At 45.5% G+C, this 23961-nt stretch carries 26 protein-coding genes and 1 tRNA gene; 19 read left to right on the top strand and 8 right to left on the bottom strand.

Features of this window, described 5'->3' with window-relative positions; genetic code table 11:
* Window positions 1-10 precede the first annotated feature (10 nt).
* From LRL21_RS27785 to LRL21_RS27760, 6 genes are all read left to right on the top strand, one after another.
* Complete coding sequence (locus LRL21_RS27785; protein WP_240419028.1) at window positions 11-1630, top strand: stalk domain-containing protein; 1620 nt, start codon at window positions 11-13, stop codon at window positions 1628-1630.
* 108 nt (window positions 1631-1738) lie between these two features.
* Complete coding sequence (locus tag LRL21_RS27780) at window positions 1739-2473, top strand: HD-GYP domain-containing protein (RefSeq protein ID WP_240419027.1); 735 nt, start codon at window positions 1739-1741, stop codon at window positions 2471-2473.
* 204 nt (window positions 2474-2677) lie between these two features.
* Window positions 2678-4141 (top strand): L,D-transpeptidase, encoded by a 1464-nt coding sequence (locus tag LRL21_RS27775; protein ID WP_240419026.1) that lies wholly within the window; start codon window positions 2678-2680, stop codon window positions 4139-4141.
* 327 nt (window positions 4142-4468) lie between these two features.
* Window positions 4469-5572 carry a quinone-dependent dihydroorotate dehydrogenase gene (locus LRL21_RS27770; RefSeq protein ID WP_240419025.1) on the top strand — a complete coding sequence of 368 codons (1104 nt, stop codon included), beginning with the start codon at window positions 4469-4471 and terminating at the stop codon, window positions 5570-5572.
* Between the two features lie 15 nt (window positions 5573-5587).
* Window positions 5588-6382 (top strand): GTP diphosphokinase, encoded by a 795-nt coding sequence (gene yjbM / locus LRL21_RS27765; RefSeq protein ID WP_076229221.1) that lies wholly within the window; start codon window positions 5588-5590, stop codon window positions 6380-6382.
* Between the two features lie 29 nt (window positions 6383-6411).
* On the top strand, window positions 6412-6849 hold the full coding sequence (locus LRL21_RS27760; RefSeq protein ID WP_240419024.1) for a DUF309 domain-containing protein: 438 nt from the start codon (window positions 6412-6414) through the stop codon (window positions 6847-6849).
* A gap of 38 nt (window positions 6850-6887) precedes the next feature.
* Here LRL21_RS27760 and LRL21_RS27755 read toward each other — a convergent pair whose 3' ends face one another.
* Window positions 6888-7397 (bottom strand): thioredoxin family protein, encoded by a 510-nt coding sequence (locus LRL21_RS27755; protein ID WP_240419172.1) that lies wholly within the window; start codon window positions 7395-7397, stop codon window positions 6888-6890.
* A gap of 181 nt (window positions 7398-7578) precedes the next feature.
* Here LRL21_RS27755 and LRL21_RS27750 point away from each other — a divergent pair, with 181 nt between their 5' ends.
* The 3 genes from LRL21_RS27750 to LRL21_RS27740 all read left to right on the top strand — a co-directional run bounded on the left by LRL21_RS27750 (window position 7579) and on the right by LRL21_RS27740 (window position 10899).
* The gene (locus LRL21_RS27750; protein WP_275900932.1) at window positions 7579-9159 is read left to right on the top strand and encodes an RsmF rRNA methyltransferase first C-terminal domain-containing protein; all 1581 of its coding nucleotides are present in this window, start codon (window positions 7579-7581) and stop codon (window positions 9157-9159) included.
* Complete coding sequence (locus tag LRL21_RS27745) at window positions 9160-9903, top strand: pseudouridine synthase (RefSeq protein WP_240419022.1); 744 nt, start codon at window positions 9160-9162, stop codon at window positions 9901-9903.
* A gap of 216 nt (window positions 9904-10119) precedes the next feature.
* On the top strand, window positions 10120-10899 hold the full coding sequence (locus tag LRL21_RS27740; protein ID WP_240419021.1) for a hypothetical protein: 780 nt from the start codon (window positions 10120-10122) through the stop codon (window positions 10897-10899).
* 109 nt (window positions 10900-11008) lie between these two features.
* Here the strand turns inward: LRL21_RS27740 and LRL21_RS27735 are convergent, their stop codons facing one another.
* Window positions 11009-11407, bottom strand: coding sequence for a helix-turn-helix domain-containing protein (locus LRL21_RS27735; protein ID WP_076229226.1), 399 nt, complete (start codon window positions 11405-11407; stop codon window positions 11009-11011).
* Between the two features lie 177 nt (window positions 11408-11584).
* On the opposite strand from LRL21_RS27735, the gene LRL21_RS27730 reads away from it, so the two are divergent.
* Together LRL21_RS27730 and LRL21_RS27725 are read left to right on the top strand one after the other, a co-directional pair.
* Window positions 11585-11797: a helix-turn-helix domain-containing protein gene (locus LRL21_RS27730; RefSeq protein WP_240419020.1), complete on the top strand. Its 213-nt coding sequence runs from the start codon at window positions 11585-11587 to the stop codon at window positions 11795-11797.
* Window positions 11798-11937: 140 nt separating this feature from the next.
* Entirely contained in the window at window positions 11938-12423 is a 486-nt protein-coding gene (locus LRL21_RS27725) for a hypothetical protein (protein WP_240419019.1), read from the top strand.
* A 59-nt stretch (window positions 12424-12482) separates the two neighbouring features.
* On the opposite strand, the gene LRL21_RS27720 is transcribed toward LRL21_RS27725, so the two are convergent.
* A complete protein-coding gene (locus LRL21_RS27720) occupies window positions 12483-13628 on the bottom strand; it encodes a GGDEF domain-containing protein (protein ID WP_240419018.1) in 1146 nt (381 codons plus the stop codon).
* A 184-nt stretch (window positions 13629-13812) separates the two neighbouring features.
* Between LRL21_RS27720 and LRL21_RS27715 the strand changes: the two genes are divergently transcribed.
* The gene (locus LRL21_RS27715) at window positions 13813-14943 is read left to right on the top strand and encodes a glycosyltransferase family 4 protein (protein WP_240419017.1); all 1131 of its coding nucleotides are present in this window, start codon (window positions 13813-13815) and stop codon (window positions 14941-14943) included.
* Between the two features lie 106 nt (window positions 14944-15049).
* Here the strand turns inward: LRL21_RS27715 and LRL21_RS27710 are convergent, their stop codons facing one another.
* Complete coding sequence (locus tag LRL21_RS27710) at window positions 15050-15994, bottom strand: EamA family transporter (protein ID WP_240419016.1); 945 nt, start codon at window positions 15992-15994, stop codon at window positions 15050-15052.
* A 741-nt stretch (window positions 15995-16735) separates the two neighbouring features.
* The gene (locus LRL21_RS27705; protein ID WP_240419015.1) at window positions 16736-17785 is read right to left on the bottom strand and encodes a YkvI family membrane protein; all 1050 of its coding nucleotides are present in this window, start codon (window positions 17783-17785) and stop codon (window positions 16736-16738) included.
* 164 nt (window positions 17786-17949) lie between these two features.
* On the opposite strand from LRL21_RS27705, the gene LRL21_RS27700 reads away from it, so the two are divergent.
* On the top strand, window positions 17950-18579 hold the full coding sequence (locus LRL21_RS27700) for a DedA family protein (protein WP_240419014.1): 630 nt from the start codon (window positions 17950-17952) through the stop codon (window positions 18577-18579).
* Between the two features lie 50 nt (window positions 18580-18629).
* Here LRL21_RS27700 and LRL21_RS27695 read toward each other — a convergent pair whose 3' ends face one another.
* Window positions 18630-19346, bottom strand: a complete 717-nt coding sequence (locus LRL21_RS27695; protein ID WP_240419013.1) for a DUF4309 domain-containing protein — start codon at window positions 19344-19346, stop codon at window positions 18630-18632.
* Window positions 19347-19609: 263 nt separating this feature from the next.
* Here LRL21_RS27695 and LRL21_RS27690 point away from each other — a divergent pair, with 263 nt between their 5' ends.
* Together LRL21_RS27690 and LRL21_RS27685 are read left to right on the top strand one after the other, a co-directional pair.
* Window positions 19610-20182 carry a xanthine phosphoribosyltransferase gene (locus LRL21_RS27690; RefSeq protein ID WP_240419012.1) on the top strand — a complete coding sequence of 191 codons (573 nt, stop codon included), beginning with the start codon at window positions 19610-19612 and terminating at the stop codon, window positions 20180-20182.
* Window positions 20183-20293: 111 nt separating this feature from the next.
* On the top strand, window positions 20294-20617 hold the full coding sequence (locus LRL21_RS27685; RefSeq protein ID WP_076229236.1) for a hypothetical protein: 324 nt from the start codon (window positions 20294-20296) through the stop codon (window positions 20615-20617).
* Window positions 20618-20696: 79 nt separating this feature from the next.
* Here the strand turns inward: LRL21_RS27685 and LRL21_RS27680 are convergent, their stop codons facing one another.
* On the bottom strand, window positions 20697-21014 hold the full coding sequence (locus LRL21_RS27680; RefSeq protein WP_240419011.1) for a hypothetical protein: 318 nt from the start codon (window positions 21012-21014) through the stop codon (window positions 20697-20699).
* Window positions 21015-21125: 111 nt separating this feature from the next.
* Here LRL21_RS27680 and LRL21_RS27675 point away from each other — a divergent pair, with 111 nt between their 5' ends.
* Window positions 21126-21341, top strand: coding sequence for a hypothetical protein (locus LRL21_RS27675; RefSeq protein ID WP_240419010.1), 216 nt, complete (start codon window positions 21126-21128; stop codon window positions 21339-21341).
* A gap of 3 nt (window positions 21342-21344) precedes the next feature.
* Here LRL21_RS27675 and LRL21_RS27670 read toward each other — a convergent pair whose 3' ends face one another.
* Window positions 21345-21566, bottom strand: coding sequence for a hypothetical protein (locus LRL21_RS27670; RefSeq protein WP_240419009.1), 222 nt, complete (start codon window positions 21564-21566; stop codon window positions 21345-21347).
* Between the two features lie 324 nt (window positions 21567-21890).
* Here LRL21_RS27670 and LRL21_RS27665 point away from each other — a divergent pair.
* The 3 genes from LRL21_RS27665 to LRL21_RS27660 all read left to right on the top strand — a co-directional run bounded on the left by LRL21_RS27665 (window position 21891) and on the right by LRL21_RS27660 (window position 23892).
* Window positions 21891-21975, top strand: a tRNA-Leu gene (locus LRL21_RS27665).
* A 260-nt stretch (window positions 21976-22235) separates the two neighbouring features.
* Window positions 22236-22427 carry a protein YhfH gene (gene yhfH / locus LRL21_RS45810; protein ID WP_338044687.1) on the top strand — a complete coding sequence of 64 codons (192 nt, stop codon included), beginning with the start codon at window positions 22236-22238 and terminating at the stop codon, window positions 22425-22427.
* Window positions 22428-22554: 127 nt separating this feature from the next.
* Entirely contained in the window at window positions 22555-23892 is a 1338-nt protein-coding gene (locus tag LRL21_RS27660) for a DRTGG domain-containing protein (protein WP_240419008.1), read from the top strand.
* Window positions 23893-23961: the final 69 nt, after the last annotated feature.

Below are 23961 nucleotides of genomic sequence, written 5' to 3'. Positions count from 1 at the left end.
GGGGAAAACTATGAAAAAAGTTAGCAAAATCGTTGCCACAGCTTTTATTTCATCCTTATTGATGGGCACATCGACTGTATGGGGCGCTTCATTCTCGGTGGATAGTTTAAAAGGAAGCAACGATCAAATATTAACCGATGTTACATCCTTGGCCGGTATCGGTGATTTCGGAAATGAGGATGGAGCTTCGGCTGCAACCTCGTTTCGAAACCCTTCCGGTGTGGTTGCTTTGTCGGATGGATCGATCCTTGTCTCTGACACTCGTAATCATGTCATTCGGAAGCTGAAAGATGGTCAGGTGACTACTTTTGCCGGGCTGAATCTTCTTAAAGATGCAAAGGGCTTTCCGGTCGGCGGACGCTATGATGGAAAGCTAGATGCCTCCTTTTTCCAAGAGCCGATGGGACTTTCCTTGGACAGCAAAGGAAACCTGCTCATAGCCGATGCAGGAAATCATGCGATACGGAAAATTGATAGCGAAGGTAACGTCACTACAATTGCCGGCAACGGTGAAATTGGAATGAAGGACGGAACGGGCAGCACGGCTACCTTCAATCGACCGTCCGATGTCGTAGCTGCTGCAGATGGGACCTTATATGTAGCAGATACGCTTAATCATCTGATTCGGAGCATCAGCCCGAGCGGCGAGGTCAAGACATTAAATGCTCTATCAGGACGTTTAATTGAAGTGACTGCGGGTCAGGTCGTTCAAGCAGGCGATTATTTGGATGGTGCTCTGCAAACGGCAAAGTTCAATGAGCCAACTGGACTGGCCCTGGATAGCAAGGGGAACTTATATGTAAGTGACACAGGGAACCAAAGAATTCGTTATATTGACCTCAAACAGAACACGGTAACAACAGTGGCAGGCAGCAGTACGATTGATGCTAAAGGCACTGTGTATTCAAAAACGGATCTTTACGCACCTGGTGATTATGCGGATGGTCCGGCCAATAAAGCATTATTCAATTCTCCAAGAGGACTCGCTGTTACGGCAGATGGCGGCTTGGTCATTGCAGACACGTTGAACCATTCAATCCGTTATTTGGATAAAGGTCAAGTCACAACATTAGCTGGAGCTGCCGGTTTACGCGCTGGCGAAGCTGATGGTGTTGATCGCAGTGCTGCATTCAAAAACCCTGTTGATGTTGCGATCACATCTGATGGCAATATCATCGTCGCAGATGCCTACAACAACAAAATACGGAAAATAAGCGCCTACCAGCTCCCGGCTAATTTGCCTAAGGATGCTAACGTTAAGGTAGTGTATGGTCCTCAGTGGATTCAATTCGATGCGCAACCGGAAATTGTTAACGGAAGAACGATGGTGCCGGTTCGTGCTATAACGGAAGCACTCGGTTATAAAGTTACCTTTAACGATGCGAATCGCAGTGTGCAATTGGCCAAAGACGGTGTTGCTATTGAATTGTACATTGACAAGACAGGCGTTAAACGCATTGTGCAGGGTAAGGATTCAGCTGTAAAGGAAACGGATGTGGCACCTTATATTAAAGAAGACCGCACCTATGTTCCAATTCGTTTTTTTGCAGAGGAAATTGGGCTGGATGTTCAATGGAATGATGCAGCCCGTACAGCAATTTTAAGAACTAAATCAACGATTACTCGTTAAAGCTTCATTCCAAAGACCTATTGTGTGCAGGGAAGATGCATTCTTCACTTCACATAGTAGGTCTTTTCGATTATGATGAGAAAAAGCGATACAGTTGGAGGCATATCCGTGTCCGAAATACAGCGGCTCAAAGACAAACTGGTACAGTTGGAACAACGTAATCGAGATCTTACCCTGTTGCTGGAGTCGGCATTGGAATTAAAAAGCGGCTTGGCACTGATGGAGCATCCCTTCCCCATAAATGTTATACATGCATTGGTTTTTGCCTTGGATTCCAGAGACCCCTATACATCCGGACATTCCTCGCGGGTAGCCCTTTATTCTTTGTGGATAGCGAGGGAGCTTGGGATAGCTGAAGAGGAATGCAAGCATTTTTATCGTTCGGCCTTGATGCATGATATTGGCAAGATTGGAGTACCCGATCGAGTGTTATTGAAAGCAGACAGTCTGAATGATGAAGAATTTCAAAGTATGATTTCTCACACCTTGATAGGTGCGCGTATTCTGTCCAAGGTAGAGCCTGTCGAACGGATGATTCAAGCGACTGAGGTTGCGAAGTACCATCACGAAAAAATGGATGGAAGCGGCTATCCAGAAGGGCTCAAGGGCGAAAGTATTCCCTTTTATGCACGGATTGTCGCAGTTGCTGATGCTTTTGATGCAATGACTACGGATCGTCCTTACTCCAAAGGTATCAGCTGCCAGGAGGGCGTGGAAGAGATTGTACGCTGTAAGGGCTCGCATTTTGACCCTGTAGTAGTTGAGGCTTTTAAAAATGTGATGCAAGCACGTAATTACTTAAAGGGTGAGGATCTCGATCCCCCGCCTTATACATTCGAATAACAACCACAAGCACCTCACTTCATCCTAGAAGTAGAGGTGTTTTTTCAAAATATAATAATTTATATGTTTCACTCTATAAAATGCATATATTTTCTGGGTAAACGCACTCGTCCATGAAGGACGGCGTAGCCGTTTATCCTCGACTCTTTACAAAATGAAGGATGGTGCCGATATTACAAAGAGAAGGTTGAAAGAAGGGATATCGTGAAACCTAAGGATCATGAGGAACAGTTGAGACAATTTTTCAATAATAATACCTTGGATGATCAGATGCTCCTGAAAAAATATGTGCGTGAGCATCCTGCCAATAAAATGGCCTGGTACCTGCTTGGAAGGGAATATGATGGACAAGGCAAGCGCGGAAAAGCCTTGTACTGTTATGGACAAGCCGGTGAGATTTATGAAGCCTTTGAAAACCAAACGATAACAGTGTCCCTTGAATCACAAGAGGCACTGAAGCAATTGGACAGACGAGGCAAACGGAAACGCTGGCTGAGTCGTGCGCGGCTGGCAGTTTTGCTGGCCATGACTGTATTCGGGATCGCGTATCTTCCTGCATTTGCCCCTGCACCTGAGCCCGAGACGCAGACTGCTCTTCCGGCATTACCAAAGGATGTAAGCCTGGAACAGGTGCAGCAGACCAAGGTGTATTACATAGCGGGTGCGAAAACGAAGGAGCGGGTAGGGGCCGCTTTACAGGAGATGCTGATTAAGGAACGGATAAACAGCTACGCGATACTGGCATCGGGTAAACTGACAGAAGACGGCAAATGGATATCCTGGCTGCAGCCTCCTGACATTCTGCTTTCCGTCGAAGGCAAGCAGGATGCTGCCCAGCAGCAAATCCAATATCACGACGCAGAAAGCTGTCAATGCGTGCCGACAGAAGATTCGAAGCCCAAATCTATCTATCAGTCCTGGATGGGGCAGCGTGAGCAGGAAGTCGTGCTTCGTTCAGCTATAGATGCATACCGTCGTATGAATGGAAAGCTTCCTGAGAACCTGCAGGCATTGAACCAGCCGCATCCACAAAATATACTTCCCGGGGTTACTCCCTTCATGGAGCAGCTATATGAGCAGGACAAAGCCCAATTAACAGACATGGGTACGCCTCAGGGGAGTCCATCAGCATCAGGAACGCCAACAACGGTACCGCCAAGTCAAGGTTCCGGCTCTCCCGGGAATGGTCAAGAAGCGTCAGCGTCCGGACTTCAGAAGCCACTTAAGGATCCACTGCGGATTATTGTGGACAAGACTAATCATAGGCTGGCCTTGGTCAGTGGAACGATTATCGTCAGGAGCTATCCCGTTGGCTTGGGTGCGGATCGTACCCCCGAGGGAACTTTTGAAATAGCGGAGAAAGTAAGAAATCCGAATGGAAAATCGAACGGTGATTTTGGCAGCAGAGGCATGGGGCTTTCCAATCCATTATACGCTATTCACGGAACGAATAAACCAAACAGTATAGGCAAGGATGAGTCTTTGGGCTGCGTACGAATGCTGAAGGAAGATATCGAGGAATTGTTTGATATGTCACCGATCGGGACACCGGTTACGATTGGCAAAGGCTTGCTGCCCTCAGAGATAAAGCGTGGGGAGCCTGTCTTTACACTTCCCCTGACCAGTAATGAAACCAATCCGGGGAAAGTGTACAAATGGCTTGACTAGCTTGATGCAGATCCAAATAGAACGCTTACTTAACGCAGCAAAAGTAATACAGCCATGGCTATGATGAGGGCAGCAAAAACGGAGCATACGATGATGATCCGTTTTTTGTTGACGGTATCCTGAGGTTTACGTTGTCGTAAATAAGTTGGTTTTTTTCGTTGCATAGGAGTCGCCCTGCCTTTTTGATGGATTTATGAATATTTTATCATACTGTAGCTGCGAACAAACATGATTTTGTGTAACCTCTGCTCTTTATTTTTCTTGCATAAAACGATAAACTGTTCAAAGAGAATAAGTTATCGTTTGTTTAAGGGAGAGACAATAGGAATGTTATACAGAAATATGTTAAAACCGCTGCTTTTTCGAATGGATGCGGAGAAGGCACATCATCTGACTATAGATGGACTTCATACGGCTTCGACCATACCAGGAGTTAATAGCTTGCTTGAAGGTTTATATGGGGTCAAGCAAACGGCAGCATTGGAATCAACGTTATGGGGAATTCATTTTGCTAATCCGATAGGATTGGCCGCAGGGCTCGACAAGAATGCGAAAGCAGTCACCGGGTTTTGTAATCTTGGTTTTGGATTTATGGAAGTTGGCACCGTCACACCGAAGCCTCAGGCTGGGAATGAGCTGCCGCGGTTATTCAGACTTCCTGAGGACACCGCATTAATTAACCGGATGGGGTTTAATAATGTAGGCATTGATGTAATGGCCAAGCATTTGGAGCAGACGACCAAACGTACGATCCCGGTTGCGGTGAATATCGGCAAAAATAAGCTGACACCAAACGAACAGGCGGAAGACGATTATCGTGCTTGTATTTCCAGATTGTATACGTACGGAGATTTTTTTGTAGTGAATATCAGTTCGCCCAATACACCGGATTTGCGCAGCCTTCAGCATGGTGACGATTTATCTCGATTGCTGGCTGCTGTTCAAGATGAGATGGAGCTCCAGCATCAAAAGCATGGAGGAGCCGCTAAGCCGGTTTTGGTCAAAATAGCACCCGATCTTGGGGCTGATGAAATTGCGTATATGGTGCAAACGATTGTAGCAAGCGGAGTATCCGGAATCATTGCCTCCAACACGACAATTTCCAGAGAAGGTTTAACCCATCGTCATAAAGGAGAAGCTGGTGGACTCAGCGGCAAGCCGTTAACCGAACGTTCCACACAGCTTATTCATACTTTATACGAGCTGACGGAAGGCAAGCTGCCGATTATTGGCTCTGGCGGTGTGTTTACTGCCCAGCATGCATATGACAAAATATGTGCGGGAGCAAGTCTGGTAGAAATCTATACGGCTTTAATCTATGAAGGGCCCTCACTGGTTAGGCGATTGAATGAGGGATTGCAACAATTGCTGCAGAAGGACGGATTTGCTAACATTACGGAAGCAGTCGGTTCTGCTCATCGGCATCGGTAAAATGGAGGGGTATGGATGGATGGACGCGATTGGAAAAAGTTTCTCATGCCTTATGATCAGGCTGTTGAAGAATTAAAGGTCAAATTCAAAACGCTGCGCGGCGAATTAAAAAGTCGTGATGAGTATTCACCTATTGAATTTGTGACGGGTAGAGTCAAAAAAATTTCCAGTATCCTGGATAAGGCCAAACGATTGAATGTTCCTATGGAGCAGCTGGAAACAGGAATTGAAGACATTGCCGGCATTCGCATCATGTGCCAATTTGTGGAGGACATCGAACGGCTGGCTAATTTGATTCGTGTCCGGCAGGACATGACTTTGTTATATGAAAAGGATTATGTGCTGAACAAGAAGCCAAGCGGCTATCGCAGCTACCATATGATATTGGAATACCCCGTGCAAACGGCACTTGGGATGAAGCGGGTGCTGGCTGAGGTTCAGATCCGTACACTGGCAATGAATTTCTGGGCAACTATCGAGCATTCCCTGAATTATAAATATCGGGAGAGCCTACCGCCTGAAGTCATCAAGCGACTCAGTAAAGCAGCCGAGGCAGCCTATTTGCTGGATCAGGAGATGAGCAGCATCCGTGACGAGATTATGGAAGCGCAGCAGCTGTTCGAGGACAACTCGAATATTGTATCGCGAATACTTAACGGGATTCAGGAGCTGTACTTTTACCATCGGGTACGTGAAGCGGTACAGTTTCAATTTCGGTTTAACGAGCATTGGGAGACAGAGGATATCAGATATTTGAGGGAACTGTCCATGGAGATTGATGATGCGATCACTCGTGCCAAAAAAGGATAGAGGCTTCATAAGAAATGGAGGTGCTTCCATTGACTGCGAGGCCGGAATATGACCGATTGTACGTGAAATTCGTCTATTATTTTAATGTGGAACGCGATTACTTTGAATGTCACGAGGTGATGGAGGAGCTCTGGCTTGAGGAAGGAAGAGCTCCTTTATATCAAGGGCTGCTTCAGGTAGCCGTTGGTTTGTATCATCACCGGAATGGGAACGTGAGTGGAGCGATCAAGCTGTTCACCGCGGCACTCGAGAAGCTGGCGGGGCGCCAAGCCGAGGTAATGGGGATCGATCTGGCACTGTTGGTCGCGGATAGCCAGCGTTACTTGCAGCAGCTCGAACGAATGACTGAACAGCCGTTCACATTTTATGACTTGAACATTCGGGTCGTCGATCCGAGCTTGGATGAAGCGGTGGGGGAGCTCATAGCCAATCCGCCGCTACCTGATGTTGAGGAAGAAGACCATTGAATCTAAAAAAATAGAGCAGGAGCTTTCGCTCATCTGCTCTATTTGGCTTTGTATTTTTGCAAAAATTGTTTGAAGGAATCCGAATTATACCCCTGCTGACCGGCTTCAGCGATACCGCCAACAATACGCTCCACTTCTTTGCCTGCTTTATAATAGATCAGAGTAGGTGTGGATTGAATGTTGTATTTGCTCCAGCCGTCTTTGAATTCTTCAAGATTAAACTGTTTGACATCAATCCCCAATTCCTTGCTCAGCGGTGCCAGAACCGGAGTCGTTCTTTTGCAGTGCGGGCAGGTGGAGGCAAAGTAATATACAAAAAAGTCTTCTTTTGCATTCAGCTTTTTATCTAACTCTGCCGGCAAAATGATATTCTGATAATTGGGGTCATCAAGCTGCTTGACGGTTTCCGGATTCATTTTGTCGGGTGCCATGCCGTATACATTGTTGGCAAATTTACTATTCTTGGCTTTGTCTGATTGCTGGTTCACGACATATAACCCTGCGAATAGCACAACTATGATGGATAAGTAGATCGCAATCTTTTTCATTCGGGTATAATCCTCTCTGCTTGTGAATTCAAACCTTATATGATAAATCATTTGGTTATCCAAGGATTTCGATAAAAGGAACATGATTTCCTGCTGTTGTTTCCTTTAAAAAATGAATGAATTATGACATGTTGCAGCATCCCGCCATAAGAAATATAATAGGTACTGTTCATGAGCACCAATGCATTTATTTTTGATACTAAGGAAAGTTGGACACCTATTGACTGACAGTGATGGAGTACTGGGCAGGTATTTACCTGCGGAATTTAAGGTAAGAATGAGTTCGCTGTTGGGAGAGCAGTACCCGGCGTTCCTTGCTTCCTATGACAAACCGAGATTGTATGGGCTCAGGATTAATACCTTGAAGTGCACCACGGATTTGTTTCTAGAGCTTACGACATTCCAGCTAAAATCAATTCCCTGGGTATCCAGTGGTTTTTATTATGACGAGGACAGCAGACCGGGCAAGCATCCCCATTATCACAGCGGCTTATATTATATTCAGGAACCTAGTGCTATGGCGCCAGTGGAGCTGCTTGACGTTCAGCCTGGTGAACGTGTGCTTGACTTATGTGCAGCACCTGGAGGAAAGTCTACACAAATTGCCACGAAGCTTGCAGGTCAAGGCATGCTGGTAACGAACGATATTCATTCGGATCGGGTAAAAGCACTGGTCAAAAATATCGAGCTGTCCGGCGTACGGAACGCCGTCGTATTGAACGAGCAGCCGGAAAAGCTTAAGCATAGCTTTGTGCAGTTTTTTGATAAAATATTAATTGATGCACCCTGTTCTGGTGAAGGAATGTTCCGTAAGGAACCGGATATGGCCAAAGCCTGGGAGCCTGATTGGGTAGAACGATATGCCGCCATGCAGAGAGAGCTGTTGGACCAAGCTGCCGATATGCTGCGACCTGGAGGCCGCATGGTCTATTCGACCTGTACGTTTTCATTAGAGGAAAATGAGGCGATGATCGCTGAGTTTCTGGATAAGCACCCCGAATTCATGGTGGTGCCTGTAGCGGCTGTGGATGGATTATCTCATGGATATGATACAAACCTATCCGGACAGCTTAACAGCTTCTCAGAACGTGCGAGAGAGGCTGTACAAGGGTCGGTAAGACTATGGCCGCATCTGCTGGATGGTGAAGGGCATTTTGTGGCTGTACTGCTGCATAATGGAATTGTTGAGCCCTCTGCTCAAGCAGAAACGAATCTTCAGTCCGCGGCTGCTCGTCCGGCTATAAAACCGAACAAGTCTGCCAAGCTGGCAAAGGGCAAGCCATCTTCAAGCTTACCGTCATCTGGTAAGCAGCAGACTGAGGTTGATTTGCAATGGTTGTATCGTTTTATGGCAGAACATGCTCCTGAAGTTGTGCTTTCACATGTAACGCTGCATGGGCAGCATGTTTATGCATCACCGATTGGGTTACCAGATTTAAGTGGCATTCGGATCATTCGTCCTGGATGGTATATGGGTACCATAAAAAAACAGCGATTTGAACCCTCACATGCCCTTGCTATGGGACTCAAAAAAGAGGATGCCGTACGTACGATAGAGTTGGAATCGACATCAGCCGCCGCTGCCCGATATTTGAGGGGTGAGACATTGGAGGTTGCTGAAGCAGCCATTCATAGGCGCAATCATGACATTCCATGTAAAGGCTATTGCCTTGTTCTTATCGATGGTTTTCCGGTAGGCTGGGGTAAATGGCAGGATGGTATATTGAAAAATGAATATCCCCCGGGTTGGAGGTGGACCTAGTTGAAGCAAACAATGCGTCTGGAAAAGCTGTTGGCTCATGCTGGCCATGGTACACGCAGTGAAATTAAACGAATGGTCAAAAATGGTCTTGTTCAAGTCAATGACCGACCGATCAAGGATGGAGGGATGCAGGTTCATCCGGAGCAGGATCGGATCACTGTGGACGGACAAGTCGTACGTTACCGTGAGTTTATGTATTTAATGCTGAACAAGCCGCAAGGCGTCATATCAGCGACTGAGGACAGCCGCGAGCGAACCGTACTGGATCTGCTTGATGAAGCATATGCCCATTTCGAGCTGTTTCCTGTTGGGCGTCTGGATAAGGATACGGAGGGCTTGCTGCTGCTGACCAATGACGGTAAGCTTGCACATAATTTACTTTCACCCCGCAAGCATGTGGCTAAAATGTATTTTGCTGAGGTGGAGGGTTTGGTTACGGCCAAGGATCAGGAAATTTTTCAAAACGGAGTGACCCTTGATGATGGGTATCTCACGATGCCGGCCCAGTTAAATATACTGGAGGCTGGCAATCCTGAAAAAGGTGTCGTTGCCAAAATCGAGCTGACGATTCAAGAAGGTAAGTTTCATCAGGTGAAACGGATGTTTGAAGCCGTTGGCAAACGTGTCGTTTTTCTAAAAAGAATTTCCATGGGAACGCTGCTGCTGGACGAGTACTTGGCGCCCGGCGCTTATCGCGAGCTGACGGAGCATGAGCTTGCTCAATTACAGCTGGCCCATGTATAAATGCAAAAGACCGAATGACTGTGATTGCACAGCATATCGGTCTTTTTTTGAGCGAGCTTGCCGTCAACGGTCTATTTTATCATAGGACAATGATCATGCTTGGCATGGACTTTTATCCTCATGAATCATATTTTGGGCGTGATGGGACACGCTAATCATTGATGGTTTCTGACATCTGGCAACCATACATATCAAGTCCATTGGAGGCGAGCTTGGATGACCGATGTTTGGCTTAGAACCGATTTGAAAACAGCGAGTGGAGAAGTAAGCGACATTATGTGGAAGCATCAATGTATCGGAATGATGACGCTCGTTTTTCGTGAGGCAGACCGGATTACCGGGGCCGTCCAATTGGAGCAAGCGGTATTTCCCGAACATGCCAGACAGCAGGTGTTGACCTTTGTACAAGAGCATCTGGAGTCCTTGACCTATGCTTTGGGTGCCCGAACTTGTGAGGTAACCGTATCTTACAGCGAGCTGGATCCGCTTATTTATGCTAATCTGGAGAAATCAGACTGGGTTGATGTTGAAGAGGATTATGACTACGATTATGATTGGATGGAATACGAACGCTTTGAGGATGAATATGCCGAAGAGCAAAATGAATATGTGATGGGATTAGAAAATTCATTCAATGATGATGCGGCTGATACTAAACCGCATTCGGCACGCTCGGCAGCGCTAGAGGATGAGGCGGAACGGGACTATACAGTGGTCCGTACCAGAGGCGATGGCGACACCTATATTTTTGATATTTACCAGCAGTCACATGGCGGCTTGCCAATAGGGAGAGCTACAATTGATGCCAGCTATCGTCAGCTGCAAGGATTTATTGATTTTCGTGAGCCGGGAGAATCCATAGACCATGATTCGATTGCCATGCTAATGATGCAGGAGATGGACAAGGAAAAGGATTTTGAATCCTTCAATCTCATTATGCTGTATCAAAATCAACCGTTTGAAGAAATTAATTATGAAGCAGATTGGGTACATTAGTTAACCAAGCTTGGACACAACCGGCCCGATGGCGTGGATTAAGGACTATAAAGGTCTTAATCTGCACTATCGGGCTGCTTTGTTTTACAGAAGATTGTGGGAGAATGGCTTAGACTTCCGTTTTCTCATCTTTCTTTTTGTCTTTCCAGAACAAGACGGTCAACATCCGTTCTATCCATTCCTTATCCTGCTCGGTGAGTTCAACACCATCAAAGCTCAATTCATTATCACGCAAAAATCGTCTCAGGTTCACACGAGGTTTTACATAATCCTTACTGCGTTCACTATCCTGAGGCTGCTCCAGATAACCTGCGATTTCCATCAAGTTGGAGTAGGGGGTGTTCAAGCCCTCTGATAGCTTCATCAACACATCCGGAGAAGGTACTCCGCGATTGCCATTTTCCATTTGGGAAATGTAAGCCGAAGACACGCCGGAGCGATCCGCCAATTCGCGAATTGTAAAACCTTTTAATTTGCGCATATCGCGCAGCTGCTCATAAAAATTCATAGGGGACACCTGCATTTTCATAAGTAAACAATGGTTAACATTGATATAATATCAGTAAACTTCTGTAATTTCAACGCTCACACAAATGTATTCAAAAGTAAATTAAATATTTCCAAAAGTAAAATATAATGATAAACTGGGAAATAGAAGGAAAAGAGGGGGAGTGTCTGCTTACAGATGAAAAGAATTCGAACCAATACTGACGCTTTTGTGAGAGCCCGGGTATTCAAAGGCTTGTCCCAACGAGAGCTGGCCAAGCAGTCGGGTCTGAGTCCTTCTTACATCAGCCTTTTGGAGCGTTCTGTGAAGTCGGTTGGTCCTGGAACAGCCAAGAAGCTTAGTGAGCTGCTGGAGCAGCCGCTCGACTCATTGTTTGTCATAGAACAGTGAATTAGAGAGCTGGCATAGTGAAACGGTCGGTGGAATTCGCATCCCTAATTAAATTGCGTTATAATAGGTACGAGGATTGAAACAGATAGCCTCAGGGAATCCTATTCCTGACAACTTAGAAGAAAGGGAGGAGATATTCTTTGCGCCAACTTATTATCCTAGTCGCTGCTTTGACCATCATCCTTTCCGGATGCACCAAAGACACGACGCCACAAGCAACAAAACCAGGAGAGGCTGCCACACCTGCGACACCAGTGCCCGCACCGTCACCGGCTCCTGCAACGACAACACCAGCGCCAAGCACAACGACTCCACCTGCAGCAGGTACAACGACACCTCCGGCTACCACTCCACCAGCTGGAACCACACCAGCGGCACCTGAGGTTCCAAGACCAGATGGGGCAAAGGAGCAGCCAACTGCAACCTTAAGTCAATTAGAAAAAGTCGAATTTGGAATGACATATGATGAAGCAGCTAAAGTCATGGGTCAAATGGGAAAATTGATTAGCGAATCGCAGGACGATGGCGGCGTTAACAAAGTACAAACCTATGAGTATAAGACTAAAGAAGGAACTTCTATTAAAGTAACGTTCCGTAATGGTAAAGTGTCGAGTACATCCGGATAATTGCAAACAAACAAAAAGGCGAGGGTGCATGGCATGCACCCTCGCCTTTTTGTTTGTTGTTATGCGTATGCGATCACTTTGTTTTTACCGGTCGTCTTGGCTTTATACATGGCTTCATCTGCTTGCTTGATGAGTTCGTCTGCACCGATACCTTTGCGGTAGCAGCTAAAGCCTACACTTACGGTTACGATTGTCTCAGCTTCCACCCGCGCCCGAATTTTTTCGGCTATTTCAGACGTTTCATCTTTGTCGCCTATCACCATCACGACAATTTCTTCACCGCCATAACGGCCGCAAATTCCATCGGGTTCAGCAACCTCCTTGGCGATCTGAGCAACCTGCTTGAGTACCTGATCCCCCATATGGTGACCCTTGGTATCGTTAAGCTTTTTGAAGTTATCGATATCACTGAAAATGACGGCTATTTTAATATGCTGTGCCAGATGCTGGTTAACGCGATTGTAAAAAAATTTGCGATTATAAAGTCCCGTCAATCCATCACGGATCGAAGAATTATAAATCGCCTGCATCATTTCAATAATCCGTTCGAAAATAAACAGGAACAGTACGATATGAAAGGCCATGGGAAACAATTGCTCGAGCTTGGTGAGCACTCCCTGAGTCCCGTTGAACAAATATTTGTTCGTCATATAAATCATATGGGAACAAAAGTAAAGAGTCAGCATCAGCTGGAATTTGCCATTTTGCCCTATTCGCGGGTTGACCAGCATGAAGCTGACAAAAATGATCACGAACATGAATAATTCCAGGCCGAGCGGCTGTAGCTGCTGAATCTGTTCCTTACTGCCTTCAAAGCTGCCAGGTATATACCAGTAAGTAGCAGCAACAAGCGTCATGACCGCACAGATGACCCCGATAATGATTCCATCCTTGGTCTTCGTCGGATTGTAAAGCTGAAAAATACCGATATTGACCAATAAAAAAGCCGATGCTTTCAGGATGAGCGCAATGAATACCGCCGTCTCATTCGGGGTCGGATACAATTGAAATTGAATCAGCTGCCCATACTGGACGATCAGAATGACTAAGGACAACATCATGGAGAGATAACCGATTTTTCTGCGATTGACCAGCAGCCGAAAGGAAACTAGCAAGGTCAGCAGCAGGATAACGACAATAATCGTGTAAGAAATAATAGTTCCCAATGTCCCGATCCACAAATCTGATAAATTTAGCGCATTCATTAGTGATATAAGCCTCGCATTCATGGAGAGATATCCTTTATTATAGAAACGTACATTCGATTTGGTCAACATTCTTCTTTTCGCGAATACGCTTGTAGTGGTCATACATACCTGATACGATATCAATGATGCAGGCACATGTTATAAAATTTAAAATTTACAAGTGATACTACGGAGGGCACTCATGAATATATTACAAGCGTTATTTTTTCCGCCAGAGCAGCCGGGCGGCGTATCTTCCATGATTCCTTTCATTTTGGACCGTTTTAACAAACGTGGCTGGGAGATGGAGCTTTTTTCACTTCCGAAGCGGGTACGAGGCAAGGGAATGGAACCGGTGAAATTTGCAACCTTCGATTGGGAAATGTATGCGGGCAATCCGATTGTCGATAAATATATTCAAACCTATAAGGATTACGTCTGGTGGACGAAGCTTCGAATTACCAAAACCTATGACGTGATTCATGCTCACCATCCTATTGTAGGACTCGTGATGAAGCAGCTGTATCCAGACACTCCGGTCATTATGACGGTTCATTCCAGTTATGAGAAGGAGCTTATCCTTAATGGCAAAATAGAGCCAAATGGAGTTGAGCATGCATTTCTGACCTCGATCTACTGTGAGCTGGAAGATAGGGTGGATCAACTGCTTACCGTGTCGAATTCCTTTAAGCAGTATTTGGGCGAATTTGTACAGGAGCCCGAGCGTATAGGTGTCATACCTAACGGATTTGATGAAAAGAGGTTTCGTCCGGTTCCACATGAGAACAAAATTCCCCAGTTGATCACGGTGTGCCGTTTGGTTCCGGCCAAAGGCATTGATATATTGCTGCTTGCCTGTGCAGAACTGAAAAAAAGCGGTCAAGCTTTTGTACTGCATCTCATTGGAGATGGTCCGATTCGACCTGAGCTTGAACAGATGGCCATTGAGTTGAATATTTACGAGGAAATTATTTTTTATGGCTACATGCTGCATCCCGAGGACTTTATGCCGTTTTTTGACGTGTTCGTGCTGCCCTCCCGTGCGGAGTCCTTCGGTTCGGTTTTTGCCGAGGCAGCGTTGTGCGGGCTTGCCTTAATCGGAACGGATGTCGGCGGCATTCCTGAGCAAATCAATCACGGGCAAAATGGTCTGCTTGTACCTGTCGACGATGTGGCTGCACTAACAATTGCTTTGGAAAAGGTGACAGGCGATCCAACCTATCGCTACAATCTGAGCCGTATTGCATGGGATAAAGCTAAACATACGTATTCCATGTCACGTGTGGTTCAGCAGTTGAAGACGGTATACAGAAGCTACCGAAAAGAAGAATAACCGCTTATTATCGGCATAACAAATAAACTGTCATCTCCAGGATGCAGTTTATTTGTCGTGTCAGTGCCGTATGCCACGGATATAGATCTCACTGTCTCTTGCGCTTTTAGCCCGCCAGACGCAGCACGATAATGCCGATAAAAGCGAGAGACAGACCGCATGTCTCCAACAGACTGAAACGCTCCTTAAGCCCAAATCGAGCGTATAACAGAACGAGGATGACATTCATTGCAATAACTGCAGATACAAGTCCGGTTACCCCCAGCTTAAAGGCAGGCATGACCAGCATCATGCCGGATATATTGGTTAAGCCTATGACAAGGCCCCACAATAAGGTTTTGGGTGTACTCCACAAGATCGGCGCGTCCGCTGCTGCTTGTCTGGCGTGCAAGGCTGCCGTCCGGTCCTTGCCAGAAGGATTCATTTGAACGGCTGCCGCCGTTTCTTTCTGGATCATCGACAGCCTACGCTTGTTAAGCAGCCATGCGATGCCGAACAGAATCGTGCCCGTTACATACATGGCGGTCAGGGTAGGCAGGATTTCTGCGCCAAGCAGGGTAGCTTGCTTGGAGGATAGGTCGGTTAACCCGAAGCCGAGCATGGCCAGCGCCCCCCAGCCAGCGCCTTTGAGATTTTTCCATGAAATATCATTGGAATAGCGGATCAATAAAAGACCAACAACGATAATAACAAAGGAGAGCGATTGCCAGAGACTCAGCTTTTCCCCCCATATCAGGTAGGCTGCTATGACGACTACAACGGGTGGGAGTCCCGTAAACATGGCGACCAGCGATGCTTTGCCCACGGCAAAGCCGCGGTACATGGAGGCATTGGATATAAAGGAAAACAAGCCCATCAGGACGCCCACCCAAGCTCCAAACGACCCATGCTGCCCGACGAACAGATTGGCGGTGAATGCGATGATCGATCCGGACAAATAAACGCCTAGCAGCAGTAAATTACGGTCAATGGGACGCTGCGATGTCCATTGATACAAAATGCCCCTTAAACCAAAGCAGACCGCTGAAGCGGCTGCAAACACAAACCACATGTCACTACGCTCCTCGTAAATTGAAAAACATTCTGATAAACTCATTGCTTTTTTGGGTGTATATAAATACTATAGTATATAGGAATTCGAACGGGGGCGCAATAATGGAGCCGAAGCAGCAGAGAGAAAGGGAAATTACGTACCACATTGGCTGGAAACGGGGAGTTATTACTTCAAATACAAGGCAAGAGGTTGAGCCAGCAGCAGAAATACCGTGGGTGCACCGCTTTAATAGAGCATTTGTGTGGGGTCACGCCGGCACATACCCAATGGGTATGATGCTGGCGCTATTATGGATATTTCCAATTCTAACTTTTACTTGCACCTTATGGCTTATACATGTATTATCTATGCAGTCACATTGAACGAAGATGGAGAGGTGTATAGGGAATGAACCAGACATTGGCCATAATAGCCGGGTTGATTGGGCTATTGGTTACCGGATCTGCGGTGCTGATGGCTTGGCTCACGATGAATCAGCTTCAGGAAAGACGCAAGCAAGAGTCGGCGAATGGCAAATTTCTCGATGGCAGCTTTCGGCATTTACTAAGGTGGACTTATTTTGATTACGCTTTAATTGGTGTTTTTACGATTGGAAGCTTGTTTCTTTTAGCTGATGTGCTGGCCGTGATTCGTGATGCCCAGAGCTATCCTTTGTACCATTACGGATATCTGGTATGCGGCTTTGTGTTCATGCTTTTTGGGATGCTGTTTATGGTACTGAGATTATCCCTTGTCCTGTCATTGGTTCGCATGGAATCCACGCTTTCTGGGCCAGATAAGCATGAACATCCAGGCAAGGCTGAACAGCCCGAAGAGCGGATACAAGGTGGCGAGGAGCGATTTAAACCCAAACTGACTGATTATATAGGTAAATAATAATAGGGAAAGCACGATCCATACGCGGGAAATTTGGAGATGCTGCTCCATTTGTCTGGATAGTCCAAATAAATCAGCGATATAGGTAGTGAAGATTTCACCAAAGATGACGCATGCAAACAGCAGCTGCCATACCCACCCTATGCTCGAAATGAGCTGTCCCATCGGGATATCGAATTGAACAATGCCAGGCATTTGCGCCGATAAGGCGAAGTGTCCAGCCAAAAGCATCAGTCCGATAATCAGTCCTCCTACTATTCCCCCCCAGTATAGCGTATGTCGATCCTGAATTTGGCCGCCGAGAGGGACAAGCACTCCCTGTGCCATCGATAGATTAAAGGCAGCGTACAGCAGGGGAGAGAGACCGGTTTGACCGATACTGAAGTCAGAGGTAAGCAGCAGCCAGTTGTCAGAGCCCGGTAAGCTCCAAGTATGCCAGACCACCATGCCGATAAAACACAGCATCAGCGGCACTACGACAGAATTCACGGCCATTATGGCTTGCATGCCTTTAGTCAAAATCAAATAGGATAACAACAATGTAATGAACAACCCCCACTGATAAGGCAAATGGAACTGTTCTTCAAACACCGATCCGGCACCCGCAAGCATGACTGAGGAAACGCCCAACATCGTAAACAGTGTAAACAGATTGATCCACCTGCCAACAGAACGCCCGAATAGGAATGTATTCATATCCTCATAGGAACGAGCTTTAAGATCATGAGCAAGCAGCATCAGCTTGATACCGAGTGTAATAAACAATAAAGTAGACAGGCAAATACTTAAAGTCGCAGGCCACCCATACCTGGTGAAAAACTGCAATATTTCCTGCCCCGTTGCGAATCCGGCACCCACAACTGTACCGGCGTAAGTAAAACCAACTTGTATGATGCGTCCAAGCCTTCTCATGCAATGGTGTCCACCCTTCATACAGCTTGTTCTATGCAGAACAGTACAAGGTATGAACAACGTGATGATAACATGACATGAATTTGGGGAATTGATGCACTTCTGTTAAAATAGATGATATCCACTTAATTATGAATGCCATTTTATTCGTTATACCATATCTTATGCTGGAGCGTGTCCTGGTGCTGGATGAAATCTTACTACTAATTGAAAGTTATGGGTATATCGCTCTATTTGGTTTACTGGCTGTTGGGATCGTGGGTATACCTATTCCTGATGAGATTCTTATGACGACTGTGGGTTCTTTGACTACGATTGACGGACCACTTTCTTTTGGAAAATCACTTTTGGCCAGCTTTGCAGGTACGATGGTTGGAATGACGGTCAGCTACTACTTGGGAAATACAGTAGGAAAACCATTTTTGTATAAATATGGGAAATGGGTGAAGCTAACGCCTGAGAGACTGGATCTGGTTGAAAGCTGGTTTAAAAAATACGGTCTGTGGACGGTTGTGTTCGGTTATTATATACCGGGTATCCGGCACTTCACTTGCTATTGGGCAGGTGTAAGTGGTGTTAAACTATGGCGTTATCTGTTGTTTGCCGGATGCGGAGCGCTCATATGGTGCATGACATTTTTGACCTTGGGGCATTTTATTGGAGTGAACGCACCGAAAATTATGGGTGTTGTTCATCATTATTTGGGGATTACCGGAATTATTATTGCCGTTGTAGTCATTATCGGATTAATTATTTATTGGCGTGTGCGTAAAACCAAATCACTCACTAAGTAACATAAAGAAAAAGCCTGGACCGGAAAATCCGATTTAGGCTTTTCTTTATGTTACTCTTGAAGGGTAAATAGCTTGATCGAGTTCACTTTATCAGTTTTGGGATCAACATCAAGCTTGAGAACGGCGCCTGTCGATTTGTAGGTCAAGACAAAGCTTGTATTGGTATCCGGCTTGCCTAAAGCTTCATAAACCTGACTTGTTGATTGCCCCAATTTCAGCCCATTCAATCCAGGGTTGATTTCGGCGCTCCGAATGTCGATGAAGGTTAATTGATTCTTTTTGTTGAAACCGACCAGAAAGTCTTTGTAATCCAACACCGTTATCGGATCACTATCCTCATCCATCACAAATTGCTCAGAGGGTTTTCCGTAACGAGTTGTGACGCTTTCCTTGGAGCTATTCAAGGTTAATCCGAGCAATGTGGGCTTAGCCTGATTGTAAGGATCGCGAATGTCAATCTTAGGCTTGGCAGGTGCAGGCTTGACCTCGCTAACCGGTGGCTCCGACTTGGCCGCAGGCTCTGCGCTAGCCAAGGATACTTTGTCACTGGTATTGGCCGCTGCAGGAGGCGCAGCAGGTGCGGGTTCGGTAGTTGCCACAGGCAGCGCAGGAGAAGTAAGTGCAGGCTCAGCAAGAGTTATGGGCTGAGGCGTCATATCCTGCATGCCGGGCTGATGTGCAGACTCGGATGTCGGATAGGTGCAGCCTGATAATAATAAAGTGAGGACGATAGTAGCTGGCGACAAGGTATGTAATTTGGATTTCATTGTCATCTGCATCCTGCCTTCCATTGAAATGTAAAACCAATCTAATCATACTCTGTACAGGGAACGAGAACGTAACGTAAATTTGACCAATTCCAGACAATTTGGAAATAAACTGCTGTTTTGTAGCACTATATACTATATCTGACGTATTACCCCCTCAGAAAGTTTCGAAACTTACAAAAGATTATTGATGTGGGACTTGAAACGCAGAATGGCATTATGATAAGTTAACGAGTAAGGATTTTTCGGATGGAGGATATGAGATGGAATTATTGAAGCAGCGTATACGAGAGGTTGGCCAAGTTCTTTCCAATGAAGTGATCAAGCTGGATGCCATATTGAATCATGCCGTGGACCCCGTGCTCACAACAGCGATGGGTAAGGAATTTGCTAAGATATTTGCTGAAGAGGGTGTAACGAAAATATTGACGATTGAATCGTCAGGGATTCCCATTGCTTTTGCGGCGGCACAGATTATGAATGTACCTATGGTGTTTGCCCGTCGTAAAAAACCGGTCAGCTCTGACTCGACCGAAATTTACAGTGAGCGTGTTCCGTCTTTTACCAAAGGCTTTGTTACCGATATTATGGTAGCTCGCGAGTTTTTATCTTCAGAGGATCGTATTCTGTTGATCGATGATTTTATTGCAAATGGAGATGCAGCGAGAGGGCTTATCCGTATTATTCGCAGGTCAGGAGCCCATTTGGTCGGGGTAGGAATTGCTGTTGAGAAAACGTTCCAGGCTGGTGGACGAACAATCAGGGAGTCCGGAATCAGAGTAGAATCGTTGGCAAGCATCTCTTCAATGGAGAATGGAAACATTATTTTTGAATAGATTGCGAATAGATGTAGTGTTGAGATGAATAATTTTCAAAACTGGAAAGCCTTCCATCTGAACGCATTTTCATTTATAATACTATTATGCATAAGAGAGGAGGCATTTGCTATGGGGAATGAAATTCCAAATGATTTTTTCATGACCAAGTTAAGCGAAGCGAAAATTCACTTTGAACGTGCCCTCGATTGTAAACATACAGAATTTGATGATCTGTATCCCTATATGATTGAACATCCTCAATTTTTTTGGTACAAAAGATATGTGGCATGGTCCGAGCTGCTGACCATCGTGAAGTTGTGCAATGAGCTTGGGGTAGAATGGCAGCAGAATTTTTCCGAACAGCAAGTTGATTACATCAGCAAGCGCGTGATGTCGAGCAAGGTATTGGATTACTGGTTTGAAACCAATGATTCAAAGGAACATGTCAGCTAATCGTATTTGGGTACGATCCATAGTAGGGAAACCTATTCTCCATGGTGGGAATAGGTTTTTTGTTGTATCAGCATACTGATTATTGTAGAGGTAAAATGTTCATGTTCTTGATGTGAACTTTGGTTTCATCTGTACCGAGCTCATACAGCTTGCTGTAGATTTGAGTGAGATAATAATCAGCCGTGTCATTTTCTTTGTCATGATGGTACAACCGGATAGGGATGTGTGCCCTGAAAAAAGTATCGTCCTGTGCGTCCTCGGATTCTTCGAAAAGCTCTTGCAGTTGATCGATCTCCTCTTCGGTGGCCAAAATCTCAAAATCAAAATTACCGATAGTTTCTTGTGGTTCTAATATCTCGCTGGAACCAACAGTTACGTAGTAGTTTTTTTTGTCCAAGTCAACATTCTCCTTTTGATGGGTTCATGTAGCACAGCGTGTCCTGTTTATTGTGTGCTCGGATTGGTGTATTCTATACTTAGTGACTGATGTAAGGGAGGTATACAAATCATGATTAGTGAAGAGCAACTGGATCAATACCGCATAGATGGCACAAAGCTTCGTGTGGTCAGGGATGCTGATCCGAAAAATGATGTTCGGGGGATTGTAGTCGCCTGGGATGACGAAACAGTCGCTATCCGTAAGCAGAATCGTAATGTCGTAAAGCTGAACCGCAAATATCACTATCAGCCCTACACAGAGGAGCGCTACAACGAATGGTTATAAGCGTTAATTCTTAAAGGACCCGATAATAAACAGCACACCCAACGCGGCCAGCATGCCGATAAAAATGAGCAAAATTCCGCTAATGAAGGCAAAGGCACCGGGTATAAGCAAGCTGACTACAAGCGTTATACCGATGACCCATAACAAGCTGTGAAACGACAACCGAATAAAGCCCCAAATAAACAAAGCAGCAGTAATACCGATCAACAGCTGAAGCAGCACCATACGGATTCCCCCTTCTTGACTATTATATGGAGCCTGTATGCAAACATGATGAATGTGTCATAAGAATTTACAAGCTTGCATAGGATACATCAACGATGTACGAAATGCAGTTTGACGCTCTGTATGGTAACAGGGAGGTGGGGCATGTCGGACAATGGCTCAGCATTGAAAGGAACCATATACGGACTTTTGTTTACGCTTCCTATCTGGATTGTTGCAGGATGGTTGGTGTGGGTCTGGTGCAAATAAAGCGGTTTACAAAATAATTAAAAATAACGTTGACATCAGTAAAAGATCGTGATATATTATCTCTTGTCGCTACAAGCGGTCATGGCGGAATTGGCAGACGCGCACGGTTCAGGTCCGTGTGGGCTAACCCCCCGTGGAGGTTCGAGTCCTCTTGACCGCATCATATGTACTTAAAAACCTTCAATTCATTTTGAAGGTTTTTTTGTTGTTTCAACATGCACTTAACGGTTCATGTCCGAAATTAAAAAGGCAGACGAATGAGTAGATTCGATCTGCCTTTTTTGCATTGTTATACAACAAAAAAATTATATATAAAACAGTATTGTACAGTTGGGAATTTTGTTATACAATAAAAAAACAAAATATAAACTGTATTAATACAGTGTTGGCTTGTAGGATCAATAACTATTTATTAGGGAGATGGGATGGATGTTGGTAAATTCAAGTACGTTTTATGAATCGCTTCCTGATAAATGCTGCTCGAAATGCGGCGAGAAGCTGGAAGAACTCGCTGACTGTTATTACACCGTATGTTATGCGTGCACTGAAACTACCTTTTATCCATTATCACCGGTATATTTGACACTTAATTATCCATCAGTAAAGGAATAATGTAGGGGCGGTTATGATTAATAGTTACGGCAGTTCTTTTCCGAATGTGGGAAGGAACTGTTTTTTTGTGCTGTTATCGTTTAATATAAAAACAGAGTGATACAGCGGTAGTATGAGGTGAAAAGGCATGAACGAGGATAATCAGGATTTTCTCACTAAGCATCAACAAATTGTCCAATATATAGAAGAATTAAGTATTGGCACGCGCATTTCGGTTAGAAAGGTCGCTCAAACGCTTGAAGTTAGCGAAGGAACTGCGTATCGGGCTATTAAAGAAGCGGAAAGTCTGGGTATTGTCAGCACGAAGGATCGGATCGGAACGGTTCGCGTGGAGAAAAAAGAGTATTCGAAGATTGATAAACTGACTTTTGCCGAGGTTGTGAATATTGTCGATGGTGAAGTTATTGGTGGGGCCAAGGGACTGCATAAATCGTTACATAAATTCGTGATTGGAGCGATGCAGCTCGAAGCGATGAAACGCTACATCGATCCGGATAATTTGTTGATTGTCGGTAACCGAACGCAGGCTCATGTGTATGCCTTGGGGCAGGGGGCAGGCGTGCTGATTACGGGGGGGTTCCATCCCTTGGATGAAGCCAAAGAGCTGGCAGATGAGCTCGAACTTCCTATCATCGTTACGAGTTATGATACTTTTACAGTGGCTACGATGATTAATCGGGCAATTGACGATAGAATGATTAAAAAGAAAATCATGCTGGTTCAAGACATACTTAGCACGGATCCAGATACTCCAGTGTATGTCCTCCATGCCAAGGATAAGGTATCGGATGTGCAGCAATTGATAGAAGAGTCGGGTCATACCCGTTTCCCTGTAGTCGACGAGCAATATAGACCTATCGGAATGATTACGACAAGAGACGTCTGGGGCTCAGAGCCAGATCAAACGGTCGATCAATTCATGACTAAAAATCCGCTGACGATCGAGTCTCAGGCCTCTGTTGCTTATGTCAGCCATACGATGGTGTGGGAAGGGATAGAGCTGCTGCCAGTAGTCGGAAAAGACCGCAGAATGATCGGTGTCATTAGCCGTAAAGATGTATTAAAGGCGCTTCAGTTTGCCCAGACGCAGCCGCAAAACGGGGAAACCTTTGAAGATCAGCTCTGGTCCAGTGTGGAGAAAATGCGTGACAAGAACGGACAATTGTTCTATCGCCGAACGATATCCGCACAAATGACCAATCATGTCGGTATGGTATCGGAAGGATTAATGACAACCCTGATGAGTCAGGCTGCGATGCGTATCGTTAAAGAAGAGAAGAGGGGCAACCTGATATTGGACAGCTCATCGAATTTTTTTCTGCTGCCTATACCGATCGATAGTGTGATCGACCTGGTTCCCAACATTATTGAGCTTAGTCGAAGATACTGCAAGATCGAGGTAGAAATCTATTGTGAAGGGGCCCGGATGGCCAAATCGATGTTCACTGCTCGTTTGGCTGATTAAGGCTTGAAGGGTTGTTGTTACTTTGCTGCTTGACTCGATTTTTGCGGATAGCTATAATGTTCATAGACA

Source organism: Paenibacillus periandrae (assembly GCF_022458865.1).
In the GTDB taxonomy this organism is placed as follows: domain Bacteria; phylum Bacillota; class Bacilli; order Paenibacillales; family NBRC-103111; genus Paenibacillus_S; species Paenibacillus_S periandrae.
This window is presented reverse-complemented; position numbering and strand designations above follow the sequence as displayed.